Source organism: Ramlibacter rhizophilus (genome assembly GCF_004681965.1).
Classification (GTDB): domain Bacteria; phylum Pseudomonadota; class Gammaproteobacteria; order Burkholderiales; family Burkholderiaceae_C; genus Ramlibacter; species Ramlibacter rhizophilus.
This window is the reverse complement of record NZ_SMLL01000006.1, coordinates 251989-275674: the sequence shown is the minus strand read 5'-3', so window position 1 is coordinate 275674 and position 23686 is coordinate 251989. Positions and strand designations below refer to the sequence as shown.

Sequence of the window (23686 nt, the reverse complement as noted above, 5' to 3'; positions counted from 1 at the left end):
CCCCCCAACCTGAAGAGAGTGCAACCCATGCGAAAGCTTCTTGCCTGCCTGGCCCTGGGGCTGGGCCTCCTGAGCGGAGGCGGTGCCGCGCTGGCACAAGCCCCCGCGCCCGCCGCCGCCCCGGCCGCGACGGCCGCCCCCGCCGCCGAAGCGGCGGCGCCTGCGGCTGCGGCCCCCGCCGCCACCGCGCCCGCTGCGCCTGCCGAGGCCGCCGCGGCCCCGGTTCCCAACAAGGGCGACACCGCCTTCATCACCACGGCCACCCTGCTGGTCATCCTCATGACCCTGCCGGGCCTGGCCCTGTTCTACGGCGGCCTGGTGCGCAGCAAGAACATGCTGTCCGTGCTCATGCAGGTCTTCGTGGTCAGTTCGCTGATCTACGTGCTGTGGGCCCTGTACGGCTACAGCCTGGCCTTCACGGGCGGCAGTCCCTTCATCGGCGGCTTCGACAAGCTGTTCCTGCTGGGGGTCACGCCGGAATCGGTCGGTGCCACCTTCAGCAAGGGCGTGGTGATTCCGGAGCTGAGCTTCGTCGGCTTCCAGGCCACCTTCGCGGCCATCACCTGCGCGCTGATCGTCGGCTCCTTCGCCGAGCGCATCAAGTTCTCCGCGGTGCTGCTGTTCGTGGTGATCTGGTTCACCTTCTCCTACCTGCCCATCGCGCACATGGTCTGGTACTGGGACGGCCCGGACGCGATCACCGACGCTGCCTCGCTGGAGACCGTGACGGCCAACGCCGGCTGGCTGTGGGCCAAGGGCGCGCTGGACTTCGCGGGCGGCACCGTAGTGCACATCAACGCCGGCGTCGCCGCGCTGGTGGGTGCCTACCTGGTGGGCAAGCGCATCGGCTACGGCAAGGAATCGCTCACGCCGCACAGCCTGACCCTGACCATGGTCGGCGCCTCGCTGCTGTGGGTGGGCTGGTTCGGCTTCAACGCCGGCTCCAACCTGGAAGCCAACGGCGTGGCCGCCCTGGCCTTCGTCAACACCCTGGTCGCCACGGCCGCTGCCACGCTGGCCTGGATCGCCGGTGAGGCCATGTCCAAGGGCAAGGCCTCCATGCTGGGCGCCGCCTCCGGCGCCGTCGCCGGCCTGGTGGCCATCACGCCGGCCTGCGGCTTCGTGGGCCCGATGGGCGCCATCGTGATCGGCCTGGTGTCCGGCCTGGTGTGCCTCTGGGGCGTCAACGGCCTCAAGCGCATGCTGGGTGCCGACGACTCGCTGGACGTGTTCGGCGTGCACGGCGTCGGCGGCATCGTCGGCGCCTTGCTGACCGGCGTGTTCGCGGCCCCCTCGCTGGGCGGCACGGGCGTGTACGACTACGTGGCCAACGCGGTGAACCCCGAGTACTCCATCGCCGGCCAGGTGTGGGTGCAGTTCCAGGGCGTGATCACTACCGTGATCTGGTCCGCCGTCGTGGCCTTCATCGCCTACAAGATCGTCGACCTGCTGGTGGGCCTGCGCGTGAGCGAAGAGGAAGAGCGCGAGGGCCTGGACATCAGCAGCCACGGCGAAACCGCCTACAACCGCTGAACTCCCGGTGACGACGGCCGCTGCGGCGGCCTCCACCTGGACAACGAGCACGTCTCCCAGGACCTTGGCCCGCCACTCGGCGGGCCTTTTTCATGCCCGCGGGACAGACGCGCGCACGCAGCGCGCTTGGGACAGGGTCCTACACGCCCCGCGCCGCATGCGAAGTACGGTGTTTCCATGCCCACCGCTTCACAACCCCGCGAGTTGCGCGTGGCGAATTCGAAAGCCGACACGCCGCGCGTGGTGCTCTTCGGCCGGTTGGACGACGGCAGCTTCGTCGCCCGCCGGGTCGCTGAAGACCAGGTGCCCTACACGCCAGCCTGGCCCCACGCCACGGCGCAGGTGATGGTGTACCTGGAGCCGGACGAGGAGCAGCTCGAACACATGCTGGCGGCGCTGCACGACGGCCGGCTGGAGTTCGGCCGTCTGCAGGAGTACGGTGGCCTCGATGGGGGCTTCTCGACCGTGCCGGTCTGAGCGCGGGTATGACAAGTTCGACCGCCCCAGGCCGAACGGGCCGCGCGGCCGGTCGGACTCACTCGCCTTCGGGTGGCACCTGCGCCAGCACCAGCTCGATGTGGTCGCCCGTGCGCGTGAAAGCGATCCCCTCGGCTCGTGCGAGCAGCTGCACCTCGGCTGCGCTCAGCGCACGGTAGGGCGGCTCGCCCAGGACGCCTTCGGGCCCTTCAACCGGTTCGAGCGACAGCACCACCCGCACCTGCCCGTCGGCAAGCTGGGCGCCAAGGGTGATCTCCGCGGGCGGGCCCGCCTCGTCGGCCAGCAGGAACAGGCACGCCGGCAGGAGCTGCCGCAGACCGGTCCGCGGCACGCTCCACGGCGCCTCGATGGCGTCGTTGCGCAGGACGAAGCCGCGGAAGCCGAAGCTGCTGCCCAGCAGGTCGACCGTGTCGCGGACCACCTGCTGAACGGGCATGGTCCGCCCGGGCTCGGGGGCCATCCACGTGATCACGTCCAGGCAGGACCGCACGGCCGCACGCGAGAACCCGGTGATGCGCGCCGCCGACTCGCGCAACTGCTTGAGGTCGGGCTGAGGTGCCGCCAGGCGCCGCTCCAGGACTTCGCCCGTCATGGTGATGGGCTGCAGCTCGGCCATCAGGTCATGACGGATCGCAAAGGCCAAGCGCCGCAGCAAGGCGTAGCGCGCGGCCTCGGTCGCGGCATCGACGGGGGCGGGGGAAAGGTGGGGACGTTCAGAAGTCATGGCGGATCCGGCGGCCCATGTTAGCGGCTGAGTGCCCACGGCACCATGCCCTGTGCACAATGGCTCGCATGGACTCCTTCGAGTGGCGCAGCCTCACCGCCCGGGCGCACAAGACCGGCGAATCTCCGTTCTGGCATCCCGACGAGCAGCGCCTGTACTGGATCGACAACGAGGCCAACGAGCTGTGGCGCGTGGCGCCCGGCCAGGAGAGCGCGCAATGCTGGCCGATGCCGTCCGCCCCCGGCTGCATCGCCCCGGCGCGCAGCGGCGGCCTGGTGATCGCGCTGCGCGACGGCATCTACCGCGCACGCCAGTGGCAGGGGCCGCTGGCGTTGCTCGCGCCGGCGCAGCACGACACCGCCACCACCCGCTTCAACGACGGCAAGGCCGACGGCCAAGGGCGCTTCTGGGCCGGCACGATCTACGAGCCGCGCGATGCGCCCGGCGCCGCCCTCTACTGCCTGGACGCCCGCAGCGGCGCGCCGACCCTCGTGCGCAAGCTCGATGGCGTGACCAATGCCAACGGCCTGGCGTTCGCCCCCGACGCGCGGACCCTGTACTGGGCCGACACCAGCCGTCACCTGATCCGCGCCTGGGATTTCGAACCGCAGGCCGCAGGCCTGGGCGGCGAGCGCAGCTTCCACGCCTTCAGCCCCAAGCCCGCCGGCTGGCAGCCGGGGCAGCCCGGCTACGGCGGCCGCCCCGACGGCGCGGCCATCGACGTGCACGGCAACTACTGGTGCGCCCTCTACGAAGGTGGCCGGCTGCTGCAGCTGTCCCCGCAGGGCGAGGTGCTGCGCGACCTGCGGCTGCCGGTTCGCTGCCCCACCATGCCCTGCTTCGGCGGGCCGGACCTGCGGACGCTGTACGTGACCACCGCCAGCCAGGGCCGGCCCGCCGACGAGCTGCAGGGCCTGCCCCTGAGCGGCCATGTCATCTGGGCACAGGTGGACACGCCCGGCCGGCCGGTGGACTTCTTCATCGACTGAAAGCGCGGGGACGGCGCGGGCAGCGCGTACCATCGCGCCCGATGGCCTCCGCACTGTCGCCTCTTGTCGATCGCATCCGCCAAAGCGCCGCCGCCGGCACCCCGCTGCGCATCCGAGGCGGCGGCAGCAAGGACTTCTTCGGCCAGCCGGATGCGGCGCACGAAGTCCTGTCCACGCAAACGCTCACCGGCGTGGTGAGCTACGAGCCGAGCGAGTTGGTGGTCACGGTGCGCGCCGGAACACCGCTCGCGCAGCTCGAAGCCCTGCTGGCCGAGAACGGCCAGTGCCTTCCCTTCGAGCCGCCGCACTACGCCGAGGGCTCGACCGTCGGCGGCATGGTGGCGGCAGGCTTGTCCGGGCCGGCGCGCGCCAGCGTCGGCGCCGTGCGCGACTTCGTGCTCGGCCTGCAGATGGTCAACGGCCGCGGCGAAGCGCTGGTCTTCGGCGGCCAGGTGATGAAGAACGTGGCCGGCTACGACGTCTCTCGCCTGATGGCCGGCGCCTGGGGCAGCCTGGGCCTGATCACCGAGGTGAGCCTCAAGGTCCTGCCGGTGGCGCCGGCCGAGGCCACGCTGCGCTTCGAGATGGACCAGGCCAGCGCGCTGGAGCGCCTCAACGCCTGGGGCGGCCAGCCGCTGCCCCTGAACGCCAGCGCCTGGGTGGACGATGCCGGCGTCCCGTGCCTGTACCTGCGCCTGCGCGGCGCCGTGGCCGCGGTGGAGAGCGCCTGCCGCAAGCTGGGCGGCGAGCGGCTGCCGGACGTGGCCGGCGACTGGACGGCCAGCCGCGACCTGCGCCTGCCCTGGTTCCAGGAACGCGGCGATCGCGACCTGTGGCGCCTCTCGGTCCCGCAGACGGCCCCGGTGCTGGACCTGCCCGATGTCCCCTATGTCGAGTGGCACGGCGCCCAGCGCTGGGTCCGCGCCACGCCGGGCGAAGGGCGGGCCCTGCGCGAAGCGGCCCGCGCCGTCGGCGGCAGCGCGACCCTCTTCATGGCGGGCGGTGCGAACGACACTTCGCGCGCGCCGCGCCTCGATCCCCTCGCACCGCCGCTGGACCGCATCCACCGCGCCCTCAAGCGCGAGTTCGACCCCGCCGGCATCTTCAATCCCGGCCGTCTCCACCCGGATCTCTGACCCATGCAAACCCAGCTCGCGCCCGAGTTCCAGGACACGCCCGAAGGCCAGGAGGCCGAGGCGATCCTGCGCAAGTGCGTGCATTGCGGCTTCTGCACCGCCACCTGTCCCACCTACCAGCTCTATGGCGACGAGCTGGACGGCCCGCGCGGGCGCATCTACCTGATCAAGCAGGTGCTCGAAGGCCAGGCGCCGACCCGCTCGACCCAGCTGCACCTGGATCGGTGCCTGACCTGCCGCAACTGCGAAACCACCTGCCCGAGCGGCGTGGACTACGGGCACCTGGTGGACATCGGCCGCAAGCTGGTGGACGAGCGCGTGCCGCGCGGCGCGGGCTCGCGGGCCCTGCGCTGGGCGCTGAAGGAGGGCCTGCCCTCGCCGCTCTTCGCCCCGGCCATGAAGCTCGGACAGGCGGTGCGCGGGGCGCTGCCGAAGGGCCTGCGCTCGAAGGTGCCCGAAGCGGTGCCGGCGGGCCGCTGGCCCACGCGCGAGCACGCCCGCAAGGTGCTCATGCTGGCCGGCTGCGTGCAGCCGGCCATGGCACCGAACATCAACGCCGCCACCGCGCGCGTGCTCGACGCGGCGGGCATCCAGACCCTGGTGGCGCCCGCGGCGGGCTGCTGCGGGGCGCTGAAGTTCCACCTGAACGACCAGGACGGCGCCCTGGACCAGATGCGCGCGAACGTCGATGCGTGGTGGCCCTTCATCGCGCGTGGCGAGGTGGAGGCGCTGGTGATGAATGCCTCGGGCTGCGGCGTGACGGTCAAGGAGTACGGGCACCTGCTGCGGCACGATGCGGCCTACGCGGACCGGGCCGCCCGCGTGAGCGAGCTCACGCGCGACCTGAGCGAGCTGCTGCCCACGCTGGTGGAGGCGCTGCGCGGCCGCACGCGCCCGCCCGAGGGCGTGCTGGCCTGGCATCCGCCCTGCACGCTGCAGCACGGCCAGAAGCTGCGCGGCGGCGTCGAGCAGTACCTGGGCGAGCTGGGCTTCACGCTGCGGCTGGCGCCGCAGGAGTCGCACCTGTGCTGCGGCTCGGCCGGCACCTACTCCGTGCTGCACCCCGAGGCCGCCGGCGCCCTGCGCGAGCGCAAGCTGGAGAACCTGCAGGCGCTGTCGCCGCAGGCCATCGTCTCCGCCAACATCGGCTGCATCACGCACCTGCAGGCCGGCACCGCGCTGCCGGTGCGCCATTGGGTGGAAGTGCTGGACGTGGCCCTGGCCGCCTGAGCGCCGCCCGCTTCAGGCGCGCACGTCGATCTCCAGGTTGTCGATGAGCCGCGTGGCGCCCAGCCGCGCCGCGCCGAGCACCACGAGCGGGTCGGCCGATTCCGGCGGCTGCAGGTCGCTGCGCCGGCGCACGCTCAGGTAGTCCGGCGCCCAGCCGCGGCGGCGCAGGGTGTCCAGCGCCTCCCCTTCCAGGGCCTCGAAGTCGCGCCGGCCGGCCCGCACGCGTCCGGCCACCCATTCGAGCTGGCGGAAAAGATGCACCGCTTCGTCGCGCTCGCGCGGGCTGAGATAGCCATTGCGCGAGGACAGCGCCAGGCCGTCGGGCTCCCGCTCGGTGGGGGCGGCCACGACGTCGATGGGCAGCGCGAGCTGCCGCACCATGCTGCGGATGACGAGCAGTTGCTGGAAGTCCTTGCGGCCGAATACCGCCACCTGCGGCTGCACGCAGGCGAAGAGCTTGAGCACGACGGTGCTCACGCCGGTGAAGAAGCCCGGCCGGAACTCGCCCTCCAGGACGCCGGACAGCTCGGCGGGCGGCTGCAGGCGCCAACGCTGGGGCTCGGGATAGAGCTCCGCCTCCTCCGGCGCGAACACGATGTCGCAGCCTTCCCGGCGCAGCGCCTCGCAGTCCGTCGCCAGGTTGCGCGGGTAGCGATCGAAGTCCTCGTGCGGCAGGAACTGCAGGCGGTTGACGAAGATGCTGGCCACGGTGGTGTCACCGTACTGGCGCGCCTGGCGCAGCAGGGACAGGTGGCCTGCGTGCAGCTGGCCCATGGTGGGCACGAAGGCCGTCCGGCCGGCCTTGGCCAGCGCGGCGCGCAGCTCAGAGATGGTGTGGATGATCTGCATGGCTCGTGGGTCCCCAGCATGGCGGCGCGCGCGCCGCGAGTTCAGTAGGTATGGACGCCCTCTTCCGGGAAGCGCCCGTTCTTGACCGCTCGCACGTAGGCCTGGACGGCCTTCTCGATCTGCCCCGCGTCTTCCATGAAGTTGCGCACGAAGCGTGGCGTGCGCACGGTCTGCAGGCCCAGCACGTCGTGCAGCACCAGCACCTGCCCGCTGCAGCGCGGGCCGGCTCCGATGCCCAGCACCGGGATGTCCAGTTCGGCACTCACCTGGGCCGCGAGGCCCGAAGGCACCAGTTCCAGCACCAGCATGGCGGCGCCGGCCTCCTGCAGTTCGCGCGCGTGCTGCAGCAGCAAGCCGGCCTCCTGGGCATCGCGCCCCTGCACGCGCCAGCCGCCCAGGGCATGGACCGACTGCGGCGTGAGGCCGAGGTGGCCGCACACCGGAATGCCGCGCTCGCTGAGGAAACGCACCGTGGCCGCGGTCCAGCCGCCGCCCTCGAGCTTGACCATGTGCGCCCCGGCGCGCATCAGCTCGCAGGCGCTGGCCAGGGCCTGCTCGGCCGACTGCTGGTAGCTGCCGTGCGGCAGGTCGCCGATGAGCCAGGCCCAGCGGTTGCCGCGCGCCACGCAGCGCACGTGGTAGCTCATCTGCTCCAGCGTGACCGGCAGGGTGGTGCCGTGCCCCTGCAGCACCATGCCCAGCGAGTCGCCCACCAGCAGGCAGTCGACGCGGGCGTCGTCGAGCACCTGCGCGAACAGGGCGTCATAGCAGGTCAGGGCGGCGATCTTTTCGCCGGCCGCGCGCATGTCGCGCAGGCGCTGCAGGGTGACCGGTTTGCGTCCCGTCAAGACTTCTGGCATCCAGGCTTTCCTCAGGAAAAAGAGCCTGGAGTGTAGCCATATCGTTTGCTATCAGCGCATTGAAAGAAGCCAGAAGCCCACATGGGTCGCGGCATGCGCGGCCATGGCCACTTCCAGCCCGCTGCGACGGAAGAGCCAGCCATAGACCAGACCCGCACCGGCGTTGAGCGCCAGCGTGCGGACGACCCAGCCGGGCGTGAGCTCCACCACCGTCGCGAGCGCCGGCAGGTGTCCGGCCGCGAACAGCAGCGCCGCCACAACATTGGCCGTCCAGAACGCCGCCGCGCCCAGGGGCTCGGTGCCGCGCCGGGCCAGCTTGTGCAGCAGCCAGGCGACCAACACGAGCCAGCCCCAGCGCGCGAGCACTTCCTCGGCCAGCCCGCCGTAGAACAGGCCCACGGCGAGTTGCGGCAGCGGCATGGGCGCCGAACCCGAGAGCAGACGCCCCTCGGGATCGAGTCCGGGCTGCATCCACAGGTCGAGCCCGCGCAGCGCCAGGGCCAGCAGCAGTCCGGTGCCTGCGGCCTGCCACCAGGCTCGCGGCGGCACCGGCGCTGCGGTCCCGGCCAGCAAGCTGCCGAGCCCGACCCGGTGCGCCAGCGCCGCGCCCAGGAGGCTGGAGACGGTGAGCAGCAGCAGCGGGTTCAGCAGGCTGAGCGCCAGCAGGACCGGTGCGGGCAGGCCGGCCAGCTGCGGCGGAAGCGGCGCGCTGCCCAGCTGTCCATGCAGCTGGAAAGCGAGCGCCGCCAGCCCGAGCAGGCTGGCCGCCCAGGGGCCGGCGAAGCGGCGCCCGAAGGGCGCCAGGGTGGTCGGAAACGTCTGGGCCATGGCGCGAGCATACGCAGGCGGCCGGCGTCGGTCGTCGTTCTGCGGCCCACGCGGCTGTGCCGCGCGGCGGTCAGGTGCTCGGCAGCTCCCGCAGCGCCCGGCGGGTGGGCCACGCCGACCAGGCGGCGGCGAGCACGATCAGCGCCGCGCCGACCCAGGTGCGCAGGCTCGTCTCGGCCGCCCCCAGCCAGACCGATGAGGCACTGGCGAACACCACCTCGGAGAGCATCACCAGGGCCGTGGTGTGGGCGGCGAGCCGGGCGGCGCCGAACTGCAGGGCCACGTTCCCGAGCAGGAAGGCCACGGCCAGCCCGAGCGCGTAGGCGAAGGCCGCGGGCGGCGCGACGGGCGCTTCGGCCACGCCCAGCTGCATGCCCAGCCAGGCGGCCGCCACGGCCATGAGCGTGCCACCGCCGAACATGGCCAGCACGCGCGACTCGGCCGGGGCCGCCTGCAGGCGGCGCAGCAGGATGTTGGTGAGCGCGAAGGTGAAGCCGCCCATGAGCGCCAGCCAGTCCGGCAGGCTGCGCGGCAGGGGCAGGCCGGCCTGGCCGGAGTCGAGCACCACGGCCACCCCGAGCAAGGCCAGCAGCAGCCGCAGGAGCGCCACCGCCGTCGGCCGCTCCCCCAGCAGGACCCAGGCGAGCAGGACCGCCCAGGCGGGCATGAGGTAGAACAGCAGCACCACCCGCACCACGTCGCCCACGGTCACGGCCCAGTTGAAGCCGATGTTGGTCAGGCCGGCCGCGATCGCCAGCCAGCACAGCGAGGGATGGCGCACCGCGTGCCGCAGGGCGGCCGGGCGCACGAGCAGCAGGCAGGCGAGGGAGAACAGGTACACCCCCGCCGTAGCCCACAAGGGGTGCAGGCCCATGGCATGCAGGTGGCGAAAGGGCCACCATGAGACGCCCCAGACGAAGGCATTGAAGACCAGGGCCAGGACGGGCGCCCAGGCGGCCGTGGCGGGCGCGGTGCCCGCGAGACGATCAACCATGCACCTTGTCGTGTCGCGCCACCTGCAGGAGGTGATCGACCTCGTCCTTGTGCCGCACGAGGTTGCCCTTGTGCCAGCGCTGGATGGCCCACATGACGCTCGCGACGATCAGCCCGAAGCCGGTGATCGCGCCGAAGGCCGAGACACCGATGCCGGTGGAAAAGCTGTAGAGCGCCCCCAGGCCCAGGATGCATGCCTGCTCGTTGAAGTTCTGGACGGCGATGCTGCGTCCCGCGCCCATGAGGTTGTGTCCGCGGTGCTGCAGCAGCGCGTTCATGGGCACGACGAGGTAGCCGCCCAGCGCGCCGAGAAGGATGAGGAAGGGCGCCGCCATCCAGACGTTGTCGATGAAATTCATCAGCACCACGAGCACGCCCATGGCGATGCCCAGGGGCATGACGCTCGTGGCCTGGTCCAGCCGCACGCGCATGGAGGCGGCGATCGCGCCCACCGCCGTTCCCAGCGCGACCACGCCGGTCAGCGCGGACGCCTGCGAGGTGCCATAGCCGAGGGCGACGGCGGCCCAGGCCAGGATGATGTAGCGCAGGTTGCCCGAGACGCCCCAGAACAGCGTGGTGGTGGCCAGCGAGATCTGGCCGAGCTTGTCGCGCCACAGGCGCATGTTGCAGGTCCAGAAGTCAGGCACGAGCTCCAGCGAATTGCGCGGGATGGGCCGCATCTCGACCCCGGTGTGCGGGATGCGCGTGTTGAACCACGCGGCCACCGCATAGACGAGGATCAGCAGCGCGATGGCGGCTTCGGGCGCGGTGTCGATGCCGGTGTCCACCCATGGCAGGTCCAGCCGCAGCACCTGCCCGGCCACGGCCTGGCTCACCAGCATGCCGCCCATGAGGATGCCCAGGATGATGGACGCGATGGTCAGCCCCTCGATCCAGCCGTTGGCCTTCACCAGCTGCGAGGGCGGCAGGAGCTCGGTCAGGATGCCGTACTTGGCCGGCGAGTACGCCGCGGCGCCCAGCCCCACGACCGCGTACGCGAGCAGGGGGTGCGAACCGAAGAGCATCAGCAGGCAGCCGACCACCTTGATCGCATTGCTGATGAACATGACCCGCCCCTTGGGCAAGGCGTCGGCGAAGGCGCCGACGAAAGGGGCGAGGATGACGTAGAACAGCGCGAACATCGGCACCAGGGCGGCGCGCTGCCACTCGCCGGCGCCTCCGGCTCGCAGCAGTTCCACGGCGGTCACGAACAAGGCATTGTCGGCCAGCGAAGAAAAAAACTGCGCCGACATGATGGTGTAGAAGCCGCGCTTCATGCGTGGTGGCAACCTTGCGTCAGCACGTGCTGAAGCACGGCGAAATGCTCGTCTCCAAAAGTCGGGCGGTTATATCACGCAGCCCCTTGCGACAATGGCTGCTCAACCGCACTGTCCCACCCATGCCACGCCCCATCCAGGCCACCATCCATGCCCAGGCCCTGCGCCACAACCTCGAGCGACTGCGCCGGGCCGCGCAGGGTGCGCGCGTATGGGGCGTGGTCAAGGCCAACGCCTACGGCCATGGCATCGAGCGCGCGTTCGATGCGCTGCGCGGGGTGGACGGCTTCGCGCTGCTGGACCTGCAGGAGGCCGAGCGCGTGCGTGCGCTCGGATGGCGCGGCCCGATCCTGCTGCTCGAAGGCGTGTTCGAGCCGCGCGACCTGGAGCTGTGCTCGCGCCTGTCGCTGTGGCACACGGTGCACTGCACTGAGCAGGTGGACATGCTGGCTTTGCACAAGACGCATGTGCCGCACCGCGTCTTCCTCAAACTCAACAGCGGGATGAACCGGCTGGGCCTGCCGCCCTCGGGACTGCGCACGGCGTGGTCGCGCTTGAACGCCCTGCCCCAGGTGGACGAGATCACGCTCATGACCCACTTCAGCGATGCCGACGGACCGCGGGGCATCGCGGCGCAGCTCGCCGTCTTCGAAGACGCCACGCGCGACCTGCCGGGTGAGCGCAGCCTGGCCAACAGCGCGGCGCTCCTGCGCTTTGCCGACGTTCCCGCGGTGCGCGGCGACTGGGTGCGACCGGGCATCGCGATGTACGGCAGCGCGCCGGACCATCCCGAGCACGACAGCGCGCACTGGGACCTGCAGCCGGCCATGACGCTGTCGAGCCGCCTCATCGGCGTCCAGCGGCTCGCAGCGGGCGACACGGTGGGCTACGGCTCCAGCTTCACCGCGAGCGCGCCCCTGCGCGTGGGCACGGTGGCCTGCGGCTATGCGGACGGCTACCCGCGGCACTGCGGGACGGGAACGCCCGTGCTGGTGGACGGCGTGCGCACGCGCACGCTGGGCCGCGTCTCCATGGACATGATCGCGGTGGACCTGGAGCCGGTGCCCGCCGCCGGGCCGGGCAGCGAAGTCACGCTCTGGGGCCGCTCGCGCAGCGGCACGGTGCTGACCATCGACGAGGTCGCGCGGGCGGGCGGGACGATCGGGTATGAACTGATGTGCGCGCTGGCGCCGCGCGTGCCGGTGGTGGTCGAAGATCCGGACCTGTGAGCCGGCGGGCGGCTGAGTGCCAGCGAAGGTCTCAGCCGCGCAAACGGTCGATGAGCCCGTTGAGGGACTCCAGCGAGCCGAACTGGATCGCAACTTCGCCCATCTCCTCGAAGCTGCCAGCGCGCCGCACGCGCTTTTTCACCCGCACCTCCACTTCGGCGGTGAGCAGGTCCGACAGTTCCTCCTCCAGCCGGCGCAGGTCGCGCGACTTCTCCTTCTTGGGCTTGGGCGAGACCAGGTTGAACTCGGCCCCGATCTTCTTGACCAGGCCTTCGGCCTCGCGCACGGAGAGCTTGCGCGCGGCGATCTGGTTGGCGGCCGTGATCTGCGCCGCCCGCTCCAGCGCGAGCAGGGCCCGCGCATGGCCCATGTCCAGGTCCCCGGCCATGAGCATGGTCTGCACCGGCTCAGCCAGGTTCAAGAGGCGCAGCAGGTTGGAAGCGGCGCTGCGCGAGCGGCCCACGGCCTGCGCGGCCTGCTCGTGCGTGAGGCCGAAGTCGCGGACCAGGCGCTGCAGACCCTGCGCTTCCTCCAGGGGATTCAGGTCCTCGCGCTGGATGTTCTCGATGAGCGCCATCGCCGCGGCGGACTCGTCGGGCACGTCGCGCACCAGCACGGGCACGCTGTCCAGGCCCGCAAGACGCGCGGCGCGGAATCGGCGCTCGCCGGCGATGATCTCGTACTTGCCGCCGTTGGGGCCCTGCTGCAGCCGGCGCACGAGGATGGGCTGCATGATGCCCTGCGACTTGATGCTCTCGGCCAGCTCGTAGAGCGCACCCTCGTCCATGCGTGTGCGCGGCTGGTACACCCCCGGGACCATGTCCGACAGCAGCAGGGAGGCCGGCAGCCCCGGGTTCGCGGCCGGCGCTTCCGCCGCGGCACCCTCGCTCACCTGCGGTCCGAGCAGCGCCTCCAGTCCGCGTCCGAGTCCCTTGAGTTTCTTGGTGGCCATGCCTGCCGTCCTTTGGTCTTGCTGTGTCGAATGAGGAAAGTGGGATCAGTACCCGGCGAGCGCCTGCAGCAGCGACCAGCCCTGGGGCCAGTCGCCCAGCCCGCTGTCGGCATTGACGTGGCCCGCAGGGCCGAGATCCTCCAGCCGCGCGCCCCAGTCCCGTGCGAGGCACTGCGCCTGCTCGAAGTCGCCATACGGGTCATCTCGGCCGGCCACCAGCACGCTGGGAAACCCAAGCGCCTGGCGCGGCGTGGGCGCCCAGCTGGGCAACAGGGTGCGCAGCTCGGGCCGCTCGATGTCGGGGGGCGCCACCAGCAAGGCGCCGCGAACACGGTCTGTGTGCCGGCTGTGGGCAGCCCAGGCCGCGACCAGGTGGCAGCCCAGGCTGTGCGCCGCCAGCACGGCCGGCGTGCGGCGCGCGAGCAGAACCTCTTCCAGCCGCGCGATCCAGTCGCCACGCAGCGGGCGCAGCCAGTCGTGCTGCTCCACGCGATGGCAGCCATGCTGCTGCTCCCACAGCGTCTGCCAGTGCCCGGGCCCGGAGTTCTGCCAACCCGGGAGAAGTAGAACGTCGTCGCCGCGCATGTTTCTTGAAGAGTGGGGACTCACATCCGCTTGATGCGTCCGACCATCTCGTTCGCGAACTCGACGAAAGCCTGGCTGCCGCGCGCGGCCGGATCGAACACCACGCCGGGCAAGCCGTAGCTGGGCGCCTCAGCCAGCCGCACGTTGCGTGGGATCACGGTGTCGAAGACTTTCTCGCCGAAGTGCGCCTTCAACTGCTCGCTCACCTGCTGCTGCAGCGTGATGCGGGCGTCGAACATCACGCGCAGCAGGCCGATGATCTTCAGGTCCGGGTTCAGGTTGGCGTGCACCTGCTTGATGGTGTTGACGAGGTCGGACAAGCCTTCCAGCGCGAAGTATTCGCACTGCATGGGCACCACCACACCGTGCGCGGCGCACAGGCCGTTGAGCGTGAGCAGGGACAGCGAAGGCGGGCAGTCGATGAGGACGAAGTCGTAATCGGCGGCCACGGTCGCGAGCGCCTGCTTGAGCCGCTTCTCGCGCCGCTCCAGCCCGACCAGCTCGACCTCCGCGCCGGCCAGTTCGCGGTTGGCTCCCACAACGTCGTAGCCGCAGCGCTCGGAGCGCACGCGCGCCTCGGCCAGCGTGGCCGACTCCAGCAGCACGTCGTAGACCGTGTTCTCCAGCTCGCGCTTGTCCACGCCCGAGCCCATGGTGGCGTTGCCCTGCGGATCGAGGTCCACCAGCAGCACCCGCTGGCCCACCTTGGCCAAGCCGGCGGCGAGGTTGACGGTGGTGGTGGTCTTGCCGACCCCGCCCTTCTGGTTCGCGATGCAAAAGATCTTGGCCATGGCGTCAGGCCCCTCCGCGGGCCAGGGAAATGTGCGTCGAGCGCTTCACCGGGAGATGGCCAGCTTGATGCCGAAGCCGATCAGGAACACCCCGGCGACCTTCTCCAGCAGGCGCGCGAACCAGGGCTGGGCCCGCAGTCGTTGCGCCAGGAAGTGAGTCAGCAGGGTGATCGCGAGTCCATAAAGAAAGGTCAGCGCCGCGATGGTGAGCGCCATCACGGCGAAGGTCGTGGCGCCCTGGTGGCGCACCGGGTCCACGAAAAGCGGGAAGAAGGCCATGTAGAAGACGATGGCCTTGGGGTTCATCAGGGTGATCAGGGCAGCCTGCCGAAGGTAGTGGCGCGGCAGGATCCGGACCACCGGCTGGTCGCCCGGGCGTGCCATCAGCAGGCGCACACCCAGGTACGCGAGGTAGGCCGCGCCGATCCACTGAACGGTGGCGAAGGCCGCCGGATAGGCCAGCAGCAAGGCGGCAATGCCGGCCACCGCGGCCCACATCAGCACCTGATCGCCCGCGATCACGCCCAGCGTGGCCGCCAATCCGGCGCGGATACCGCCCTGCCCTGTCGAGGTGATCAGCGCGAGGTTGCCCGGGCCTGGGATCGCGAGGAACAGCACGATGGCGGCGACGAATGCGCTGAAGTCTGAGACGCCGAACATGGGTCAGGAACAGCCGGTGAGAAGACGGCGCGTGGAAATGGCCGAGTTTACGTGAGCACCTCGCGCGGCCTCATCCAGACGATGCAGCGCTCGGCGTCCAGGGCGGGAATCGTCAAAGGTTCCACGTGAAACACTTGCGCCCGTGGCGACACCGCCGCGATTTCGTCCTCGGGCCTGCGCCCCTTCATGGCCATCCACGCGCCCCCGGGCGCAAGCCTCGCCTGCGTGAGCGCGACGAAGTCCTGCAGGGAGGCGAACGCCCGGGAACACACCAGGTCGTAGCTTGCGCCCATGGACTCCACGCGCGCATGGACCCCCCGCAGCGCCGGGAGGCGCAGGCTGGCCGCCACGTGCTGGACGAAGGCCGCCTTCTTGGCCACCGTGTCCACGCAGTCCACGGCGAACTCCGGGCAGCAGATGGCGAGCACCACGCCCGGCAGGCCGGCACCGGACCCGACGTCGAGCACGCGCAGGGGTCGACCGGCGGCGTGGCGGCGCAGCGGCTCCACCACCGCCAGGCTGTCCAGGAGGTGGTGGGTCAGCATCTCCTCGGGCGAGCGGATCGCGGTGAGGTTGTACACCCGGCTCCACTTCCCGATCAGCGCCAGGTAGTCCAGCAACTGCCGCCGCTGGTGAGGCTGCAAGTCCACGCCGAGCGCGCTCGCCCCCTGCAGCAGCGCCTGCTCCAGGCCATCGACGGACACGCTCATGGCGTCGTCACGGGGTCGGATGCTGCGGCAAACCCAGCCGCCCGGCTCTTCTTCAGGTGCACGAGCAGCAGCGAGATCGCTGCCGGCGTAACGCCCGAGATTCGGGATGCCTGGCCCAGCGTCTCCGGCCGGTGCTTGGCCAGCTTCTGCCGCACCTCGATGCTGAGCGCCGAGACCTGCATGTAGTCCAGCGACTCCGGAAGTCGGCGGCCCTCGTAGAACGCGGCGCGCTCGACCTCGTCGTTCTGGCGGTCGATGTAGCCGGCGTACTTCACGCCGATCTCGACCTGCTCCACCACCGGCGCGTACAGCTCCCCCAGTGTTTCACGTGAAACAAGTTCCGTGCGGTGCCTGCCGGAGGCGAGCGTCATCAACGCCTCGTAGCCCACGCCCGGGCGCCGCAGCAGGTCGGCGAGCTTGTACTCGCGCTCGATCGCCTGCCCCAGCACGCGAACCGCGTCCTCGCTCGGCAGGTTGCGGGGGTTCACCCAGGTGGATTTCAGGCGCTCTGTTTCACGTGAAACAGCGTCCCGCTTCCGGTTGAACGCGTCCCAGCGCGCGTCGTCGATCAGCCCCATGCGCCGGCCGGCCTCCGTCAGGCGCATGTCCGCGTTGTCCTCGCGCAGCTGGAGCCGAAACTCGGCCCGGCTCGTGAACATGCGGTAAGGCTCGGTCACGCCCTTGGTGATCAGGTCGTCCACCAGGACGCCGAGGTAGGCCTCGTGGCGCGCCGGCAGCCAGGGCGATTCCCCCCGGCACTGCAAGGCCGCATTGATGCCGGCGAACAGTCCCTGCGCGGCGGCCTCCTCGTAGCCGGTGGTCCCGTTGATCTGCCCGGCAAAGAACAGCCCCTTGATCTGTTGGGTCTCGAAGCTGCTTCGCAAGGACCGTGGATCGAAGTAGTCGTACTCGATGGCATACCCCGGCCGCAGGATGTGCGCGTTCTCCAGCCCGGCCATGGAGCGCACCAGCGCCAGCTGGATATCGAAAGGCAGGCTGGTGGAGATGCCGTTCGGGTAGAACTCGTGGGTGCTCAGGCCTTCGGGCTCCAGGAAGATCTGGTGGCTGTCCTTGCCCGCGAAGCGGTTGATCTTGTCCTCCACGCTTGGGCAGTAGCGCGGCCCGACTCCCTCGATCTTCCCCGTGAACATGGGGCTGCGGTCGAAGCCGGAGCGGATGATCTCGTGGGTGCGCTCGTTGGTGTGCGTGATCCAGCACGGCACCTGCCGCGGATGCATGGCCGCCTGGCCCATGAAGCTGAACACCGGCACCGGATCCAGGTCGCCGGGCTGCTCCTCGCATCGCGAGAAATCGATGCTGCGCCCGTCGATGCGTGGCGGCGTTCCGGTCTTGAGCCGCCCCTGCGGCAGCCGCAGCTCCTTGAGCCGCGCGGACAGGGACACCGCCGGCGGATCGCCGGCGCGGCCTGCCGCGTAGCTGTCCAGGCCCACATGGATGCGGCCGTCCAGGAAGGTGCCCGCGGTGAGCACCACCGTGCGGGCGCGGAAGCGGATGCCCACCTGGGTCACGGCGCCGACCACCCGGTCGCCCTCGACCATCAGATCGTCCACCGCCTGCTGGAACAGCATCAGCCCCGGCTGGTTCTCCAGCCGCCGGCGGATCGCCGCCTTGTAGAGCACCCGGTCCGCCTGCGCCCGCGTCGCCCGCACGGCCGGGCCCTTTGAGCTGTTGAGGATGCGGAACTGGATGCCGGCCTCGTCCGTGGCGAGCGCCATGGCTCCGCCCAGCGCATCGACCTCCTTGACCAGATGCCCCTTGCCGATGCCGCCGATGGACGGATTGCAGCTCATCTGGCCCAGGGTTTCGATGTTGTGCGTCAGCAGCAGCGTGCGGCAGCCCATGCGCGCAGCCGCCAGCGCGGCCTCGGTGCCGGCATGGCCGCCACCGACCACGATCACGTCGAACTCTTCGGGATACAACATCCAATCACTCCAGCAAGGGGCTACACCAGCGCATCTCGGCCTGCGCGGACCGCACGCGCGAAAATCCAGGACGCCCATGCCGGACATGAAGTACGCCGGGGGCACGAAGCGCCTCGCAGGCGACGAGGCTCATGGCAGCGCCAAGGACAGCGGCGACGGCGCAAGATTGTAGGCGTCGGGCCCGTTCCGGACAGCAAGGTGGTCTCTTGCCGCCCCGGATCCGATGAGTATTTTTGGACTACACCCAGCACCGCCATGAACTGCCGTCCCGGCTGCGCCGCCTGCTGCATCGCGCCTTCCATCACGAGCCCCATCCCCGGGATGCCCCACGGCAAGCCCGCAGGCGTCCCCTGCGTGCAGCTCGACCGGGAACGGCGCTGCCAACTCTTCGGCCGACCCGAGCGCCCAGCCGTGTGCGCCGGGCTGCAACCCTCGCCGGACATGTGCGGCAACTCGCGCAAAGACGCCCTGCTGTGGCTCGCCCAGCTGGAGCACGCCACGCGGCCTGCGCCGGCTGCCTGAAGCACCTTTGCACACACACTTCACCGCTGGCAACGTGCGCTACCTCAGCACGGCGCGCGGCGTCCGGCTTATCGTGGGCTGAGGAGACGCCTATGCCACGCCTGCTCGCCCGCCACGGACCGCCCCTCCTGCTTGCATTGGCCGCGCTCGGCGCGTGCGGCGGCGGCGGCGGCGACCCGGGCAGCCTGCCCATCGCCGGCGGCACCGGGGCCATCGCGCTGAACGTGACCGACGCACCCGTGGACGGCCTCGTGCGTGCCGTGGTGCAGTTCTCCGGCGTCGCCCTCAAGCGTTTCGGCCAGGACGAACAGGTCTTCACCTTCGACCCGCCCCTGCGCATCGATCTCTTGGCGCTGCAGGGCTTCGAGTCCGCGCCCCTGCTGCCCTCCACGCTGGTCAATGCCGGCCCCTACGAATCGCTGCGCCTCGTGGTCGATGCCGACCGCGACTCGCTGGAGAGCTACGTCGTGCTGCCGGGCGGCGCCCAGCGGCCGCTGTACCTCCCGAGCGGCGCGGAATCGGGGCTGCGCGTCACGCGCGGCTTCAGCGTGCCACCCGGCGGACCGGTCGCCCTCACAATCGACTTCGACCTGCGCAAATCCCTGGGCGAGCCGGATTCGGCGCTCGGGCCCTTTCCGCTGCGGCCCGCGCTGCGCCTGGTCAACAACAGCAGCATCGGTGGCATCCAGGGCACGGCCGGCGTCGCCGCACTCGCCGACGCGAGCTGCCCCTTCCCAGCCAATCCGGAGCTGAACGTCAACCTGGTGTACGTCTTCGACGGTTTCGGCACGCAGCCCGACGACATCGACGGCGGCGGCGTCGAGCCGGTGACCACCGGCCGCCTGCAGCGCAATTCGCTGGGCGCCTGGTTCTACCGCATCGGCTTCCTGCCCCCGGGCCAGTACACCGTCGCCTTCACCTGCCAGGGCGCGAGCGAAGACCCGCAGCGCAGCGACAACCTCGTCTTCCTCGGCGCGCGCAATGTGCTGGTGGTGACGGACCAGGTCACCTCGGCCGACTTCTTCTGAAGCGCCCGAGCGCGTCGCGCGCGGTCGGGCTAGGATGCGCGCTGCACAGTCCCCGCGCGATCCCTCCATGAAGCTGTACTACTCCCCGGGCGCCTGCTCGCTCTCGCCGCACATCGCCCTGCGCGAAGCCGGCCTGGCTTTCGAAGCCGTGCTGGCCAGCACCAAGTCGCACAAGCTGCAGGACGGCACCGACTTCTACACGATCAACCCGCTGGGCTACGTGCCCGTGCTGGAGCTGGACGACGGCACGCGCCTGCGCGAAGGGCCGGCCATCGTGCAGTACATCGCCGACCAGGTGCCCACGCGCCATCTCGCGCCTGCCAACGGAACGCTGCCGCGCTACCGCCTGCAGGAGTGGCTGACCTTCATCAGCTCGGAGCTGCACAAGACCTATTCGCCCCTGTTCAACGCCGCCATGCCCGAGGAGGCCAAGCAGGTGTTCCGGGCCAAGCTGCAGTCCCGCTACCGCTTCCTCGACGGCCACCTGGCACAGCGGCCCTGGCTCATGGGCGAGCACTTCAGCGTCGCCGACCCCTACCTGTTCACCGTCACGCGCTGGGCGACGTTCGCGAAAGTGGACCTGTCCGACTGCCCCCGGGTGGAGGACTTCCAGCAGCGCATGCAGGAGCGCCCGGCCGTGCAGGAGGCCCTGCGCGCCGAAGGCCTGCTCAGGTAGCGTCGTCAGCCCACGCCGAGCGGCGCGGGTGTCTTCAGCACGATGCGCGTGAACAGGCGCTCGTAGCCCGGCTCCTGCTGCCCGGTGGACAGCGGATCGCGATGCTGGCGGAACGCGGCGTCGAGTGCGCTTCGGTCTTCGGGCGACAGTTCGCGTTCGGCCAGCGGCAGCAGCTGCACTTCCTCGACACGCATGTGGTCCAGGTAGAAGCGCACGTACTCGCGCGCGGCCGCCACGAAGGCTTCGCGCCGCGACTCGCCGAGCAGCTCCCAGGCGAGCAGCAGGTGCTGCAGTTCGCGCACGCGGCTTTCGCCCTGCACATGGTCGGCCTCCAGCCGCCGGATCACCGGCATCAGCTCCGGCGCGATGCGCGCGATCCGCGGAAACAGCAGGTCCGACTCCTTGGGGTGGTGGCGCTGTTCGGGGAACTCGTCGATGTAGAACAGCATCGCCCGCAGCACGTCGAAGAAGCGCATGGGCTGGTCCTCGGGCCCCTGCTCCACCAGGCGCAGCATGGAACGCAGGACGGCGGCGACGGCGGCATGCTCGTCGCGGATGATCTGGAAGGCGCTGGGGGCGGTCGGCATGGGGTGATGTCTCCTGCCAGGCAGCATCCCATGCACCCCGCCGGGAAAGCTTGACCCAGGTCAAGCCCCGGGCAGGCGCCACCGCTTGAGCAGCAGCGCATTGGTGATCACGCTCACGCTGGACAGCGCCATCGCGGCGCCCGCCACCACGGGGCTCAGGAAGCCCAGCGCCGCCAACGGGATGCCCGCCACGTTGTAGGCGAAGGCCCAGAACAGGTTCTGGCGGATCTTGCGCACGCTGCGGTCCGAGATGTCCAGGGCCGCCTCCACCAGCCGCAGGTCGCCGCGCATCAGCGTGATGCCCGCCGCGTGCATGGCCACGTCGGTGCCGGTGGCCATGGCGATCCCGACGTCGGCCGCCGCCAGTGCGGGCGCATCGTTCACGCCGTCGCCCACCATGGCCACCACCGTGCCGTCCGCGCGCAGCGCCGCCACGCGGGCCGACTTGTCGCCGGGCAGCACCTGGGCCATGACTTCGTCCTCCTTCAGGCCCAGGCGGCGTGCCATGACCTGGGCCGCGGCCGTGTTGTCGCCCGAAATCATCATCAGGCGCAGGCCACGCCGACGCAGCGCCGCCAGCACCTCGGCGGCTTCGGGCTTGGGCTCGTCGGCAAAGGCCATCAGCGCCCGCAGCGCGAGGCCCTCGGTCACGCGCTCGACCAGCAGGGACACGGTGGCCCCTTCGGCTTGCCGAGCCGCCAGCGCCGGCGCGAGCGGACCGGGGTCGATGCCCAGCTCCGCGGCCCAGGGCAGGCTCGCGATCAGCAGGCTGCGCCCGCCCACCTCGCCTTCGGTGCCCCGTCCCGGCACGGCGCGCACCGCATCCGGTGCCGGCACGTCCAGGCCGCGCTCGCGCGCCAGGGTCACGACCGCCCGCGCCAGCGGGTGCTCGCTGCCGCTTTGCAGGCTGGCCGCCAGGGCCAGCAGGGCCGCGCCGTCGGCGCCTGGCGCCGCGACGAAATCGACCAGGCGCGGCCGGCCCACCGTCAAGGTCCCCGTCTTGTCGAAGGCGATGGTCTGGATGCGGTGCGCCTGCTCGAGCGCCTCGGCGTCCTTGATCAGGATGCCGTGCCGCGCCGCCACGCCGGTGCCGGCCATGATCGCGGCCGGCGTCGCCAGGCCCAGCGCACAGGGGCACGCGATGACCAGCACCGTGACCGCGTTGATCAGGGCCAGCTCCATGGGCGCGCCCGCGAGCAGCCAGCCGACCACCGTGAGCGCCGCGATGACCAGCACCACCGGGACGAACACGGCCGCCACGCGGTCCACCAGGCGCTGGATCGGTGCCTTGGCGGCCTGCGCGTCCTCGACCAGGCGGATGATGCGCGCCAGCACCGATTCGCTGCCCACGGCCGTGGCGCGCATCACCACGCGCCCTTCGCCGTTGATGCTGCCCCCGGTCAGCCGCGCGCCCACGCCCTTGGCCACCGGCAGCGGCTCGCCGGTGAGCATGGACTCGTCCACCTGGGTCTCGCCCTGCTCGAGCGTTCCGTCGGCGGGAATGCGCTCGCCCGGCCGCACCACCAGCCGGTCGCCGGCCAGCACCTCCGCCAGCGGAAGGTCCACCTCCTCGCCCGAGCGTTGCAGCACGTGCGCGCTCTCCGGCCGCAGCGCCTGCAGGGCGCGGATGGCCGCCGTCGTCTGCCGCTTGGCCCGGCCTTCCAGCCACTTGCCCAGGAGCACCAGCGTCACCACGACGGCGGAGGCTTCGAAGTACAGGTGCGGGGACTCGCGCGTGAGCCACAGCCACACCGACAGGCCCCAGCCCGCCGAGGTGCCGATGGCCACCAGCAGGTCCATGTTGCCCGTGCCGGCGCGCAGCGCATGCCAGCCCGCCTTGTAGAAGCGCGCCCCCAGGATGAACTGCACCGGCGTGGCCAGCGCGAACTGCAGCCAGGCCGGCAGCATCCAGTGGCGGCTCAGCAGGTCGCCCAGCATGGGAACGACAAGGGGCGCGGACAGCAGCAGCCCCCAGGCGACCGGCCCGAAGCCGGCCCAGGCCGACAGGTCCTGCTGGACCTCCTCCTGCAGGGCGCGGGGTTCGTAGCCCGCGTTGCGCACCGCGCGCCGCAGCTGGGCCAGGGCCTGCTCGCCGGGCGCGTACACCACGCGCGCCGACTCGGTGGCCAGGTTCACGGTCGCTTCCTGAACGCCGGGCACCTTCTTCAGCGCGCGCTCCACGCGCCCCACGCAGGAGGCGCAGGTCATGCCGCCGATGCCCAGGTCGAGCGTGGCGAAGTCGGGCGCCGGATCGTCGGCGTGGGCGGGGGCGGTCGTCGTATTCATGTTGTCATCGTCAACCTTGACATGATGGAAAGCTCAAGGTTTGATGCAGATCAACCCTGCGCGTCGCGCGGTCAATCGACAAGGCCTTGACCTTGCCACCATGGGAGGCTTGAAGCTTCGTGTCCTTCATCATCCAGCTTCCCATCAGAAAGGAACCATCATGAACCAGACCTTCGACGTGCAGGGCATGACCTGCGGACACTGCGAACGCGCCGTGACCGAGGCCGTGAAGTCGGTGGACGAATCGGCCCAGGTGAAGATCGACCGCGCCGCCGGCAAGGTCGAGGTGCAGACCAGCCAGCCCCGCGAGGCCGTGGCCCGCGCCATTGCCGAAGAAGGCTACCGGGTGCAATGAACATCGGCGAAGCAGCCCGCCTGTCGGGCGTGTCGGCCAAGATGGTGCGGCACTACGAATCGCTCGGCCTGCTGCCCGCTGTGTCCCGCAGCGACGGCGGCTACCGCCAGTACGGCGACACCGAGGTGCACCTGCTGCGCTTCATCAAGCGCGCCCGCGAACTGGGCTTTTCCATGGCCGACATCACGGAGCTCGTGGGCCTGTGGCGCAACCGCCGGCGCAGCAGCGCGACGGTGCGGCGCATCGCGCAGAAGCACGCCGACGACCTTTCCGCGCGCATCGAGGCCATGCGCGAGATGCAGGGCACGCTCACGCACCTCATCGACTGCTGCCACGGCGACGAGCGGCCGGACTGCCCCATCCTGGACGACCTGTCCGGCGAGCGCGCGCTCTTGAGCGAGGCCCGGGCCCGCCGCGCCTGAAGCGCGCAAGCGGCGCCACAATC

The 23686-nt window shown here is 70.8% G+C and carries 25 protein-coding genes; 11 read left to right on the top strand and 14 right to left on the bottom strand.

Translation table 11 applies throughout. The annotated features are described in order from the left end of the window. The first annotated feature begins 27 nt into the window (after positions 1-27). Positions 28-1533, top strand: a complete 1506-nt coding sequence (locus tag EZ242_RS16280) for an ammonium transporter (RefSeq protein WP_135286239.1) — start codon at positions 28-30, stop codon at positions 1531-1533. Between the two features lie 177 nt (positions 1534-1710). After that, positions 1711-2010, top strand: coding sequence for a hypothetical protein (locus EZ242_RS16275; RefSeq protein ID WP_135286238.1), 300 nt, complete (start codon positions 1711-1713; stop codon positions 2008-2010). Between the two features lie 58 nt (positions 2011-2068). On the opposite strand, the gene EZ242_RS16270 is transcribed toward EZ242_RS16275, so the two are convergent. After that, positions 2069-2755, bottom strand: coding sequence for a hypothetical protein (locus EZ242_RS16270; protein WP_135286237.1), 687 nt, complete (start codon positions 2753-2755; stop codon positions 2069-2071). Positions 2756-2823: 68 nt separating this feature from the next. Here EZ242_RS16270 and EZ242_RS16265 point away from each other — a divergent pair, with 68 nt between their 5' ends. Genes EZ242_RS16265 through glcF form a run of 3 tightly spaced genes read left to right on the top strand, consistent with a single transcriptional unit; the run spans position 2824 to position 6110 of the window. Then, on the top strand, positions 2824-3744 hold the full coding sequence (locus tag EZ242_RS16265; RefSeq protein WP_135286236.1) for an SMP-30/gluconolactonase/LRE family protein: 921 nt from the start codon (positions 2824-2826) through the stop codon (positions 3742-3744). A gap of 41 nt (positions 3745-3785) precedes the next feature. After that, positions 3786-4880 carry a glycolate oxidase subunit GlcE gene (gene glcE, locus EZ242_RS16260; protein ID WP_135286235.1) on the top strand — a complete coding sequence of 365 codons (1095 nt, stop codon included), beginning with the start codon at positions 3786-3788 and terminating at the stop codon, positions 4878-4880. 3 nt (positions 4881-4883) lie between these two features. Further along, on the top strand, positions 4884-6110 hold the full coding sequence (glcF, locus tag EZ242_RS16255) for a glycolate oxidase subunit GlcF (RefSeq protein WP_135286234.1): 1227 nt from the start codon (positions 4884-4886) through the stop codon (positions 6108-6110). Positions 6111-6122: 12 nt separating this feature from the next. Here glcF and panC read toward each other — a convergent pair whose 3' ends face one another. From panC to lplT, 5 genes are all read right to left on the bottom strand, one after another. Then, the gene (gene panC / locus EZ242_RS16250; protein ID WP_135286233.1) at positions 6123-6959 is read right to left on the bottom strand and encodes a pantoate--beta-alanine ligase; all 837 of its coding nucleotides are present in this window, start codon (positions 6957-6959) and stop codon (positions 6123-6125) included. Between the two features lie 41 nt (positions 6960-7000). Further along, on the bottom strand, positions 7001-7819 hold the full coding sequence (gene panB, locus EZ242_RS16245) for a 3-methyl-2-oxobutanoate hydroxymethyltransferase (RefSeq protein ID WP_135286232.1): 819 nt from the start codon (positions 7817-7819) through the stop codon (positions 7001-7003). Between the two features lie 51 nt (positions 7820-7870). Beyond that, positions 7871-8647, bottom strand: a complete 777-nt coding sequence (locus EZ242_RS16240) for a CPBP family intramembrane glutamic endopeptidase (RefSeq protein WP_135286231.1) — start codon at positions 8645-8647, stop codon at positions 7871-7873. A gap of 70 nt (positions 8648-8717) precedes the next feature. Next, positions 8718-9641, bottom strand: coding sequence for a DMT family transporter (locus EZ242_RS16235; RefSeq protein ID WP_135286230.1), 924 nt, complete (start codon positions 9639-9641; stop codon positions 8718-8720). Continuing rightward, positions 9634-10917, bottom strand: coding sequence for a lysophospholipid transporter LplT (gene lplT, locus EZ242_RS16230; RefSeq protein ID WP_135286229.1), 1284 nt, complete (start codon positions 10915-10917; stop codon positions 9634-9636). Before lplT ends, EZ242_RS16235 begins: the two co-directional genes overlap by 8 nt. Before the next feature lie 122 nt (positions 10918-11039). Between lplT and alr the strand changes: the two genes are divergently transcribed. Then, on the top strand, positions 11040-12146 hold the full coding sequence (gene alr, locus EZ242_RS16225; protein ID WP_135286228.1) for an alanine racemase: 1107 nt from the start codon (positions 11040-11042) through the stop codon (positions 12144-12146). Positions 12147-12177: 31 nt separating this feature from the next. Here the strand turns inward: alr and EZ242_RS16220 are convergent, their stop codons facing one another. From EZ242_RS16220 to mnmG, 6 genes are read right to left on the bottom strand one after another with little or no spacing between them, the layout of a single operon-like run. Next, the gene (locus EZ242_RS16220) at positions 12178-13098 is read right to left on the bottom strand and encodes a ParB/RepB/Spo0J family partition protein (protein ID WP_135286227.1); all 921 of its coding nucleotides are present in this window, start codon (positions 13096-13098) and stop codon (positions 12178-12180) included. A gap of 45 nt (positions 13099-13143) precedes the next feature. Beyond that, entirely contained in the window at positions 13144-13683 is a 540-nt protein-coding gene (locus EZ242_RS16215) for an RBBP9/YdeN family alpha/beta hydrolase (RefSeq protein ID WP_135286226.1), read from the bottom strand. Between the two features lie 20 nt (positions 13684-13703). After that, positions 13704-14474, bottom strand: coding sequence for a ParA family protein (locus EZ242_RS16210; RefSeq protein ID WP_135286225.1), 771 nt, complete (start codon positions 14472-14474; stop codon positions 13704-13706). Between the two features lie 45 nt (positions 14475-14519). After that, positions 14520-15134 carry a LysE family transporter gene (locus EZ242_RS16205; RefSeq protein WP_135286224.1) on the bottom strand — a complete coding sequence of 205 codons (615 nt, stop codon included), beginning with the start codon at positions 15132-15134 and terminating at the stop codon, positions 14520-14522. Between the two features lie 47 nt (positions 15135-15181). After that, complete coding sequence (gene rsmG / locus EZ242_RS16200) at positions 15182-15844, bottom strand: 16S rRNA (guanine(527)-N(7))-methyltransferase RsmG (RefSeq protein WP_135286223.1); 663 nt, start codon at positions 15842-15844, stop codon at positions 15182-15184. Next, positions 15841-17787: a tRNA uridine-5-carboxymethylaminomethyl(34) synthesis enzyme MnmG gene (gene mnmG / locus EZ242_RS16195; RefSeq protein ID WP_135286222.1), complete on the bottom strand. Its 1947-nt coding sequence runs from the start codon at positions 17785-17787 to the stop codon at positions 15841-15843. Before mnmG ends, rsmG begins: the two co-directional genes overlap by 4 nt. 255 nt (positions 17788-18042) lie before the next feature. Between mnmG and EZ242_RS16185 the strand changes: the two genes are divergently transcribed. The 3 genes from EZ242_RS16185 (at position 18043) to gstA (ending at position 20013) form a co-directional block, all read left to right on the top strand. Continuing rightward, complete coding sequence (locus EZ242_RS16185; RefSeq protein ID WP_167784821.1) at positions 18043-18309, top strand: YkgJ family cysteine cluster protein; 267 nt, start codon at positions 18043-18045, stop codon at positions 18307-18309. 92 nt (positions 18310-18401) lie between these two features. Beyond that, a complete protein-coding gene (locus EZ242_RS16180; RefSeq protein ID WP_135286219.1) occupies positions 18402-19337 on the top strand; it encodes a DUF4382 domain-containing protein in 936 nt (311 codons plus the stop codon). Positions 19338-19404: 67 nt separating this feature from the next. After that, entirely contained in the window at positions 19405-20013 is a 609-nt protein-coding gene (gene gstA, locus EZ242_RS16175; RefSeq protein ID WP_135286218.1) for a glutathione transferase GstA, read from the top strand. Between the two features lie 5 nt (positions 20014-20018). On the opposite strand, the gene EZ242_RS16170 is transcribed toward gstA, so the two are convergent. Both EZ242_RS16170 and EZ242_RS16165 read right to left on the bottom strand, forming a co-directional pair. After that, entirely contained in the window at positions 20019-20600 is a 582-nt protein-coding gene (locus EZ242_RS16170; protein WP_135286217.1) for a hemerythrin domain-containing protein, read from the bottom strand. Between the two features lie 60 nt (positions 20601-20660). After that, positions 20661-22886: a heavy metal translocating P-type ATPase gene (locus EZ242_RS16165; protein ID WP_135286216.1), complete on the bottom strand. Its 2226-nt coding sequence runs from the start codon at positions 22884-22886 to the stop codon at positions 20661-20663. Between the two features lie 160 nt (positions 22887-23046). Between EZ242_RS16165 and EZ242_RS16160 the strand changes: the two genes are divergently transcribed. Together EZ242_RS16160 and cueR are read left to right on the top strand one after the other, a co-directional pair. Continuing rightward, positions 23047-23241 carry a heavy-metal-associated domain-containing protein gene (locus EZ242_RS16160; protein WP_135286215.1) on the top strand — a complete coding sequence of 65 codons (195 nt, stop codon included), beginning with the start codon at positions 23047-23049 and terminating at the stop codon, positions 23239-23241. Beyond that, positions 23238-23663, top strand: coding sequence for a Cu(I)-responsive transcriptional regulator (gene cueR, locus EZ242_RS16155; protein ID WP_135286214.1), 426 nt, complete (start codon positions 23238-23240; stop codon positions 23661-23663). The genes EZ242_RS16160 and cueR overlap by 4 nt, the downstream gene beginning before the upstream one ends. Positions 23664-23686: the final 23 nt, after the last annotated feature.

Excerpts from the sequence above, each read along its gene's own strand:
- EZ242_RS16240 (WP_135286231.1), bottom strand. The coding sequence starts at position 8,647 with ATGGCCCAGACGTTTCCGACCACCCTGGCGCCCTTCGGGCGCCGCTTC.
- alr (WP_135286228.1), top strand. The coding sequence starts at position 11,040 with ATGCCACGCCCCATCCAGGCCACCATCCATGCCCAGGCCCTGCGCCAC.
- panC (WP_135286233.1), bottom strand. The coding sequence starts at position 6,959 with ATGCAGATCATCCACACCATCTCTGAGCTGCGCGCCGCGCTGGCCAAG.
- panB (WP_135286232.1), bottom strand. The coding sequence starts at position 7,819 with ATGCCAGAAGTCTTGACGGGACGCAAACCGGTCACCCTGCAGCGCCTG.
- EZ242_RS16235 (WP_135286230.1), bottom strand. The coding sequence starts at position 9,641 with ATGGTTGATCGTCTCGCGGGCACCGCGCCCGCCACGGCCGCCTGGGCG.
- EZ242_RS16270 (WP_135286237.1), bottom strand. The coding sequence starts at position 2,755 with ATGACTTCTGAACGTCCCCACCTTTCCCCCGCCCCCGTCGATGCCGCG.
- glcE (WP_135286235.1), top strand. The coding sequence starts at position 3,786 with ATGGCCTCCGCACTGTCGCCTCTTGTCGATCGCATCCGCCAAAGCGCC.
- glcF (WP_135286234.1), top strand. The coding sequence starts at position 4,884 with ATGCAAACCCAGCTCGCGCCCGAGTTCCAGGACACGCCCGAAGGCCAG.
- rsmG (WP_135286223.1), bottom strand. The coding sequence starts at position 15,844 with ATGAGCGTGTCCGTCGATGGCCTGGAGCAGGCGCTGCTGCAGGGGGCG.
- EZ242_RS16215 (WP_135286226.1), bottom strand. The coding sequence starts at position 13,683 with ATGCGCGGCGACGACGTTCTACTTCTCCCGGGTTGGCAGAACTCCGGG.
- EZ242_RS16265 (WP_135286236.1), top strand. The coding sequence starts at position 2,824 with ATGGACTCCTTCGAGTGGCGCAGCCTCACCGCCCGGGCGCACAAGACC.
- EZ242_RS16280 (WP_135286239.1), top strand. The coding sequence starts at position 28 with ATGCGAAAGCTTCTTGCCTGCCTGGCCCTGGGGCTGGGCCTCCTGAGC.
- lplT (WP_135286229.1), bottom strand. The coding sequence starts at position 10,917 with ATGAAGCGCGGCTTCTACACCATCATGTCGGCGCAGTTTTTTTCTTCG.
- EZ242_RS16180 (WP_135286219.1), top strand. The coding sequence starts at position 18,402 with ATGCCACGCCTGCTCGCCCGCCACGGACCGCCCCTCCTGCTTGCATTG.
- EZ242_RS16210 (WP_135286225.1), bottom strand. The coding sequence starts at position 14,474 with ATGGCCAAGATCTTTTGCATCGCGAACCAGAAGGGCGGGGTCGGCAAG.
- cueR (WP_135286214.1), top strand. The coding sequence starts at position 23,238 with ATGAACATCGGCGAAGCAGCCCGCCTGTCGGGCGTGTCGGCCAAGATG.
- EZ242_RS16160 (WP_135286215.1), top strand. The coding sequence starts at position 23,047 with ATGAACCAGACCTTCGACGTGCAGGGCATGACCTGCGGACACTGCGAA.
- gstA (WP_135286218.1), top strand. The coding sequence starts at position 19,405 with ATGAAGCTGTACTACTCCCCGGGCGCCTGCTCGCTCTCGCCGCACATC.
- EZ242_RS16165 (WP_135286216.1), bottom strand. The coding sequence starts at position 22,886 with ATGAATACGACGACCGCCCCCGCCCACGCCGACGATCCGGCGCCCGAC.
- EZ242_RS16275 (WP_135286238.1), top strand. The coding sequence starts at position 1,711 with ATGCCCACCGCTTCACAACCCCGCGAGTTGCGCGTGGCGAATTCGAAA.
- EZ242_RS16185 (WP_167784821.1), top strand. The coding sequence starts at position 18,043 with ATGAACTGCCGTCCCGGCTGCGCCGCCTGCTGCATCGCGCCTTCCATC.
- EZ242_RS16170 (WP_135286217.1), bottom strand. The coding sequence starts at position 20,600 with ATGCCGACCGCCCCCAGCGCCTTCCAGATCATCCGCGACGAGCATGCC.
- mnmG (WP_135286222.1), bottom strand. The coding sequence starts at position 17,787 with ATGTTGTATCCCGAAGAGTTCGACGTGATCGTGGTCGGTGGCGGCCAT.
- EZ242_RS16205 (WP_135286224.1), bottom strand. The coding sequence starts at position 15,134 with ATGTTCGGCGTCTCAGACTTCAGCGCATTCGTCGCCGCCATCGTGCTG.
- EZ242_RS16220 (WP_135286227.1), bottom strand. The coding sequence starts at position 13,098 with ATGGCCACCAAGAAACTCAAGGGACTCGGACGCGGACTGGAGGCGCTG.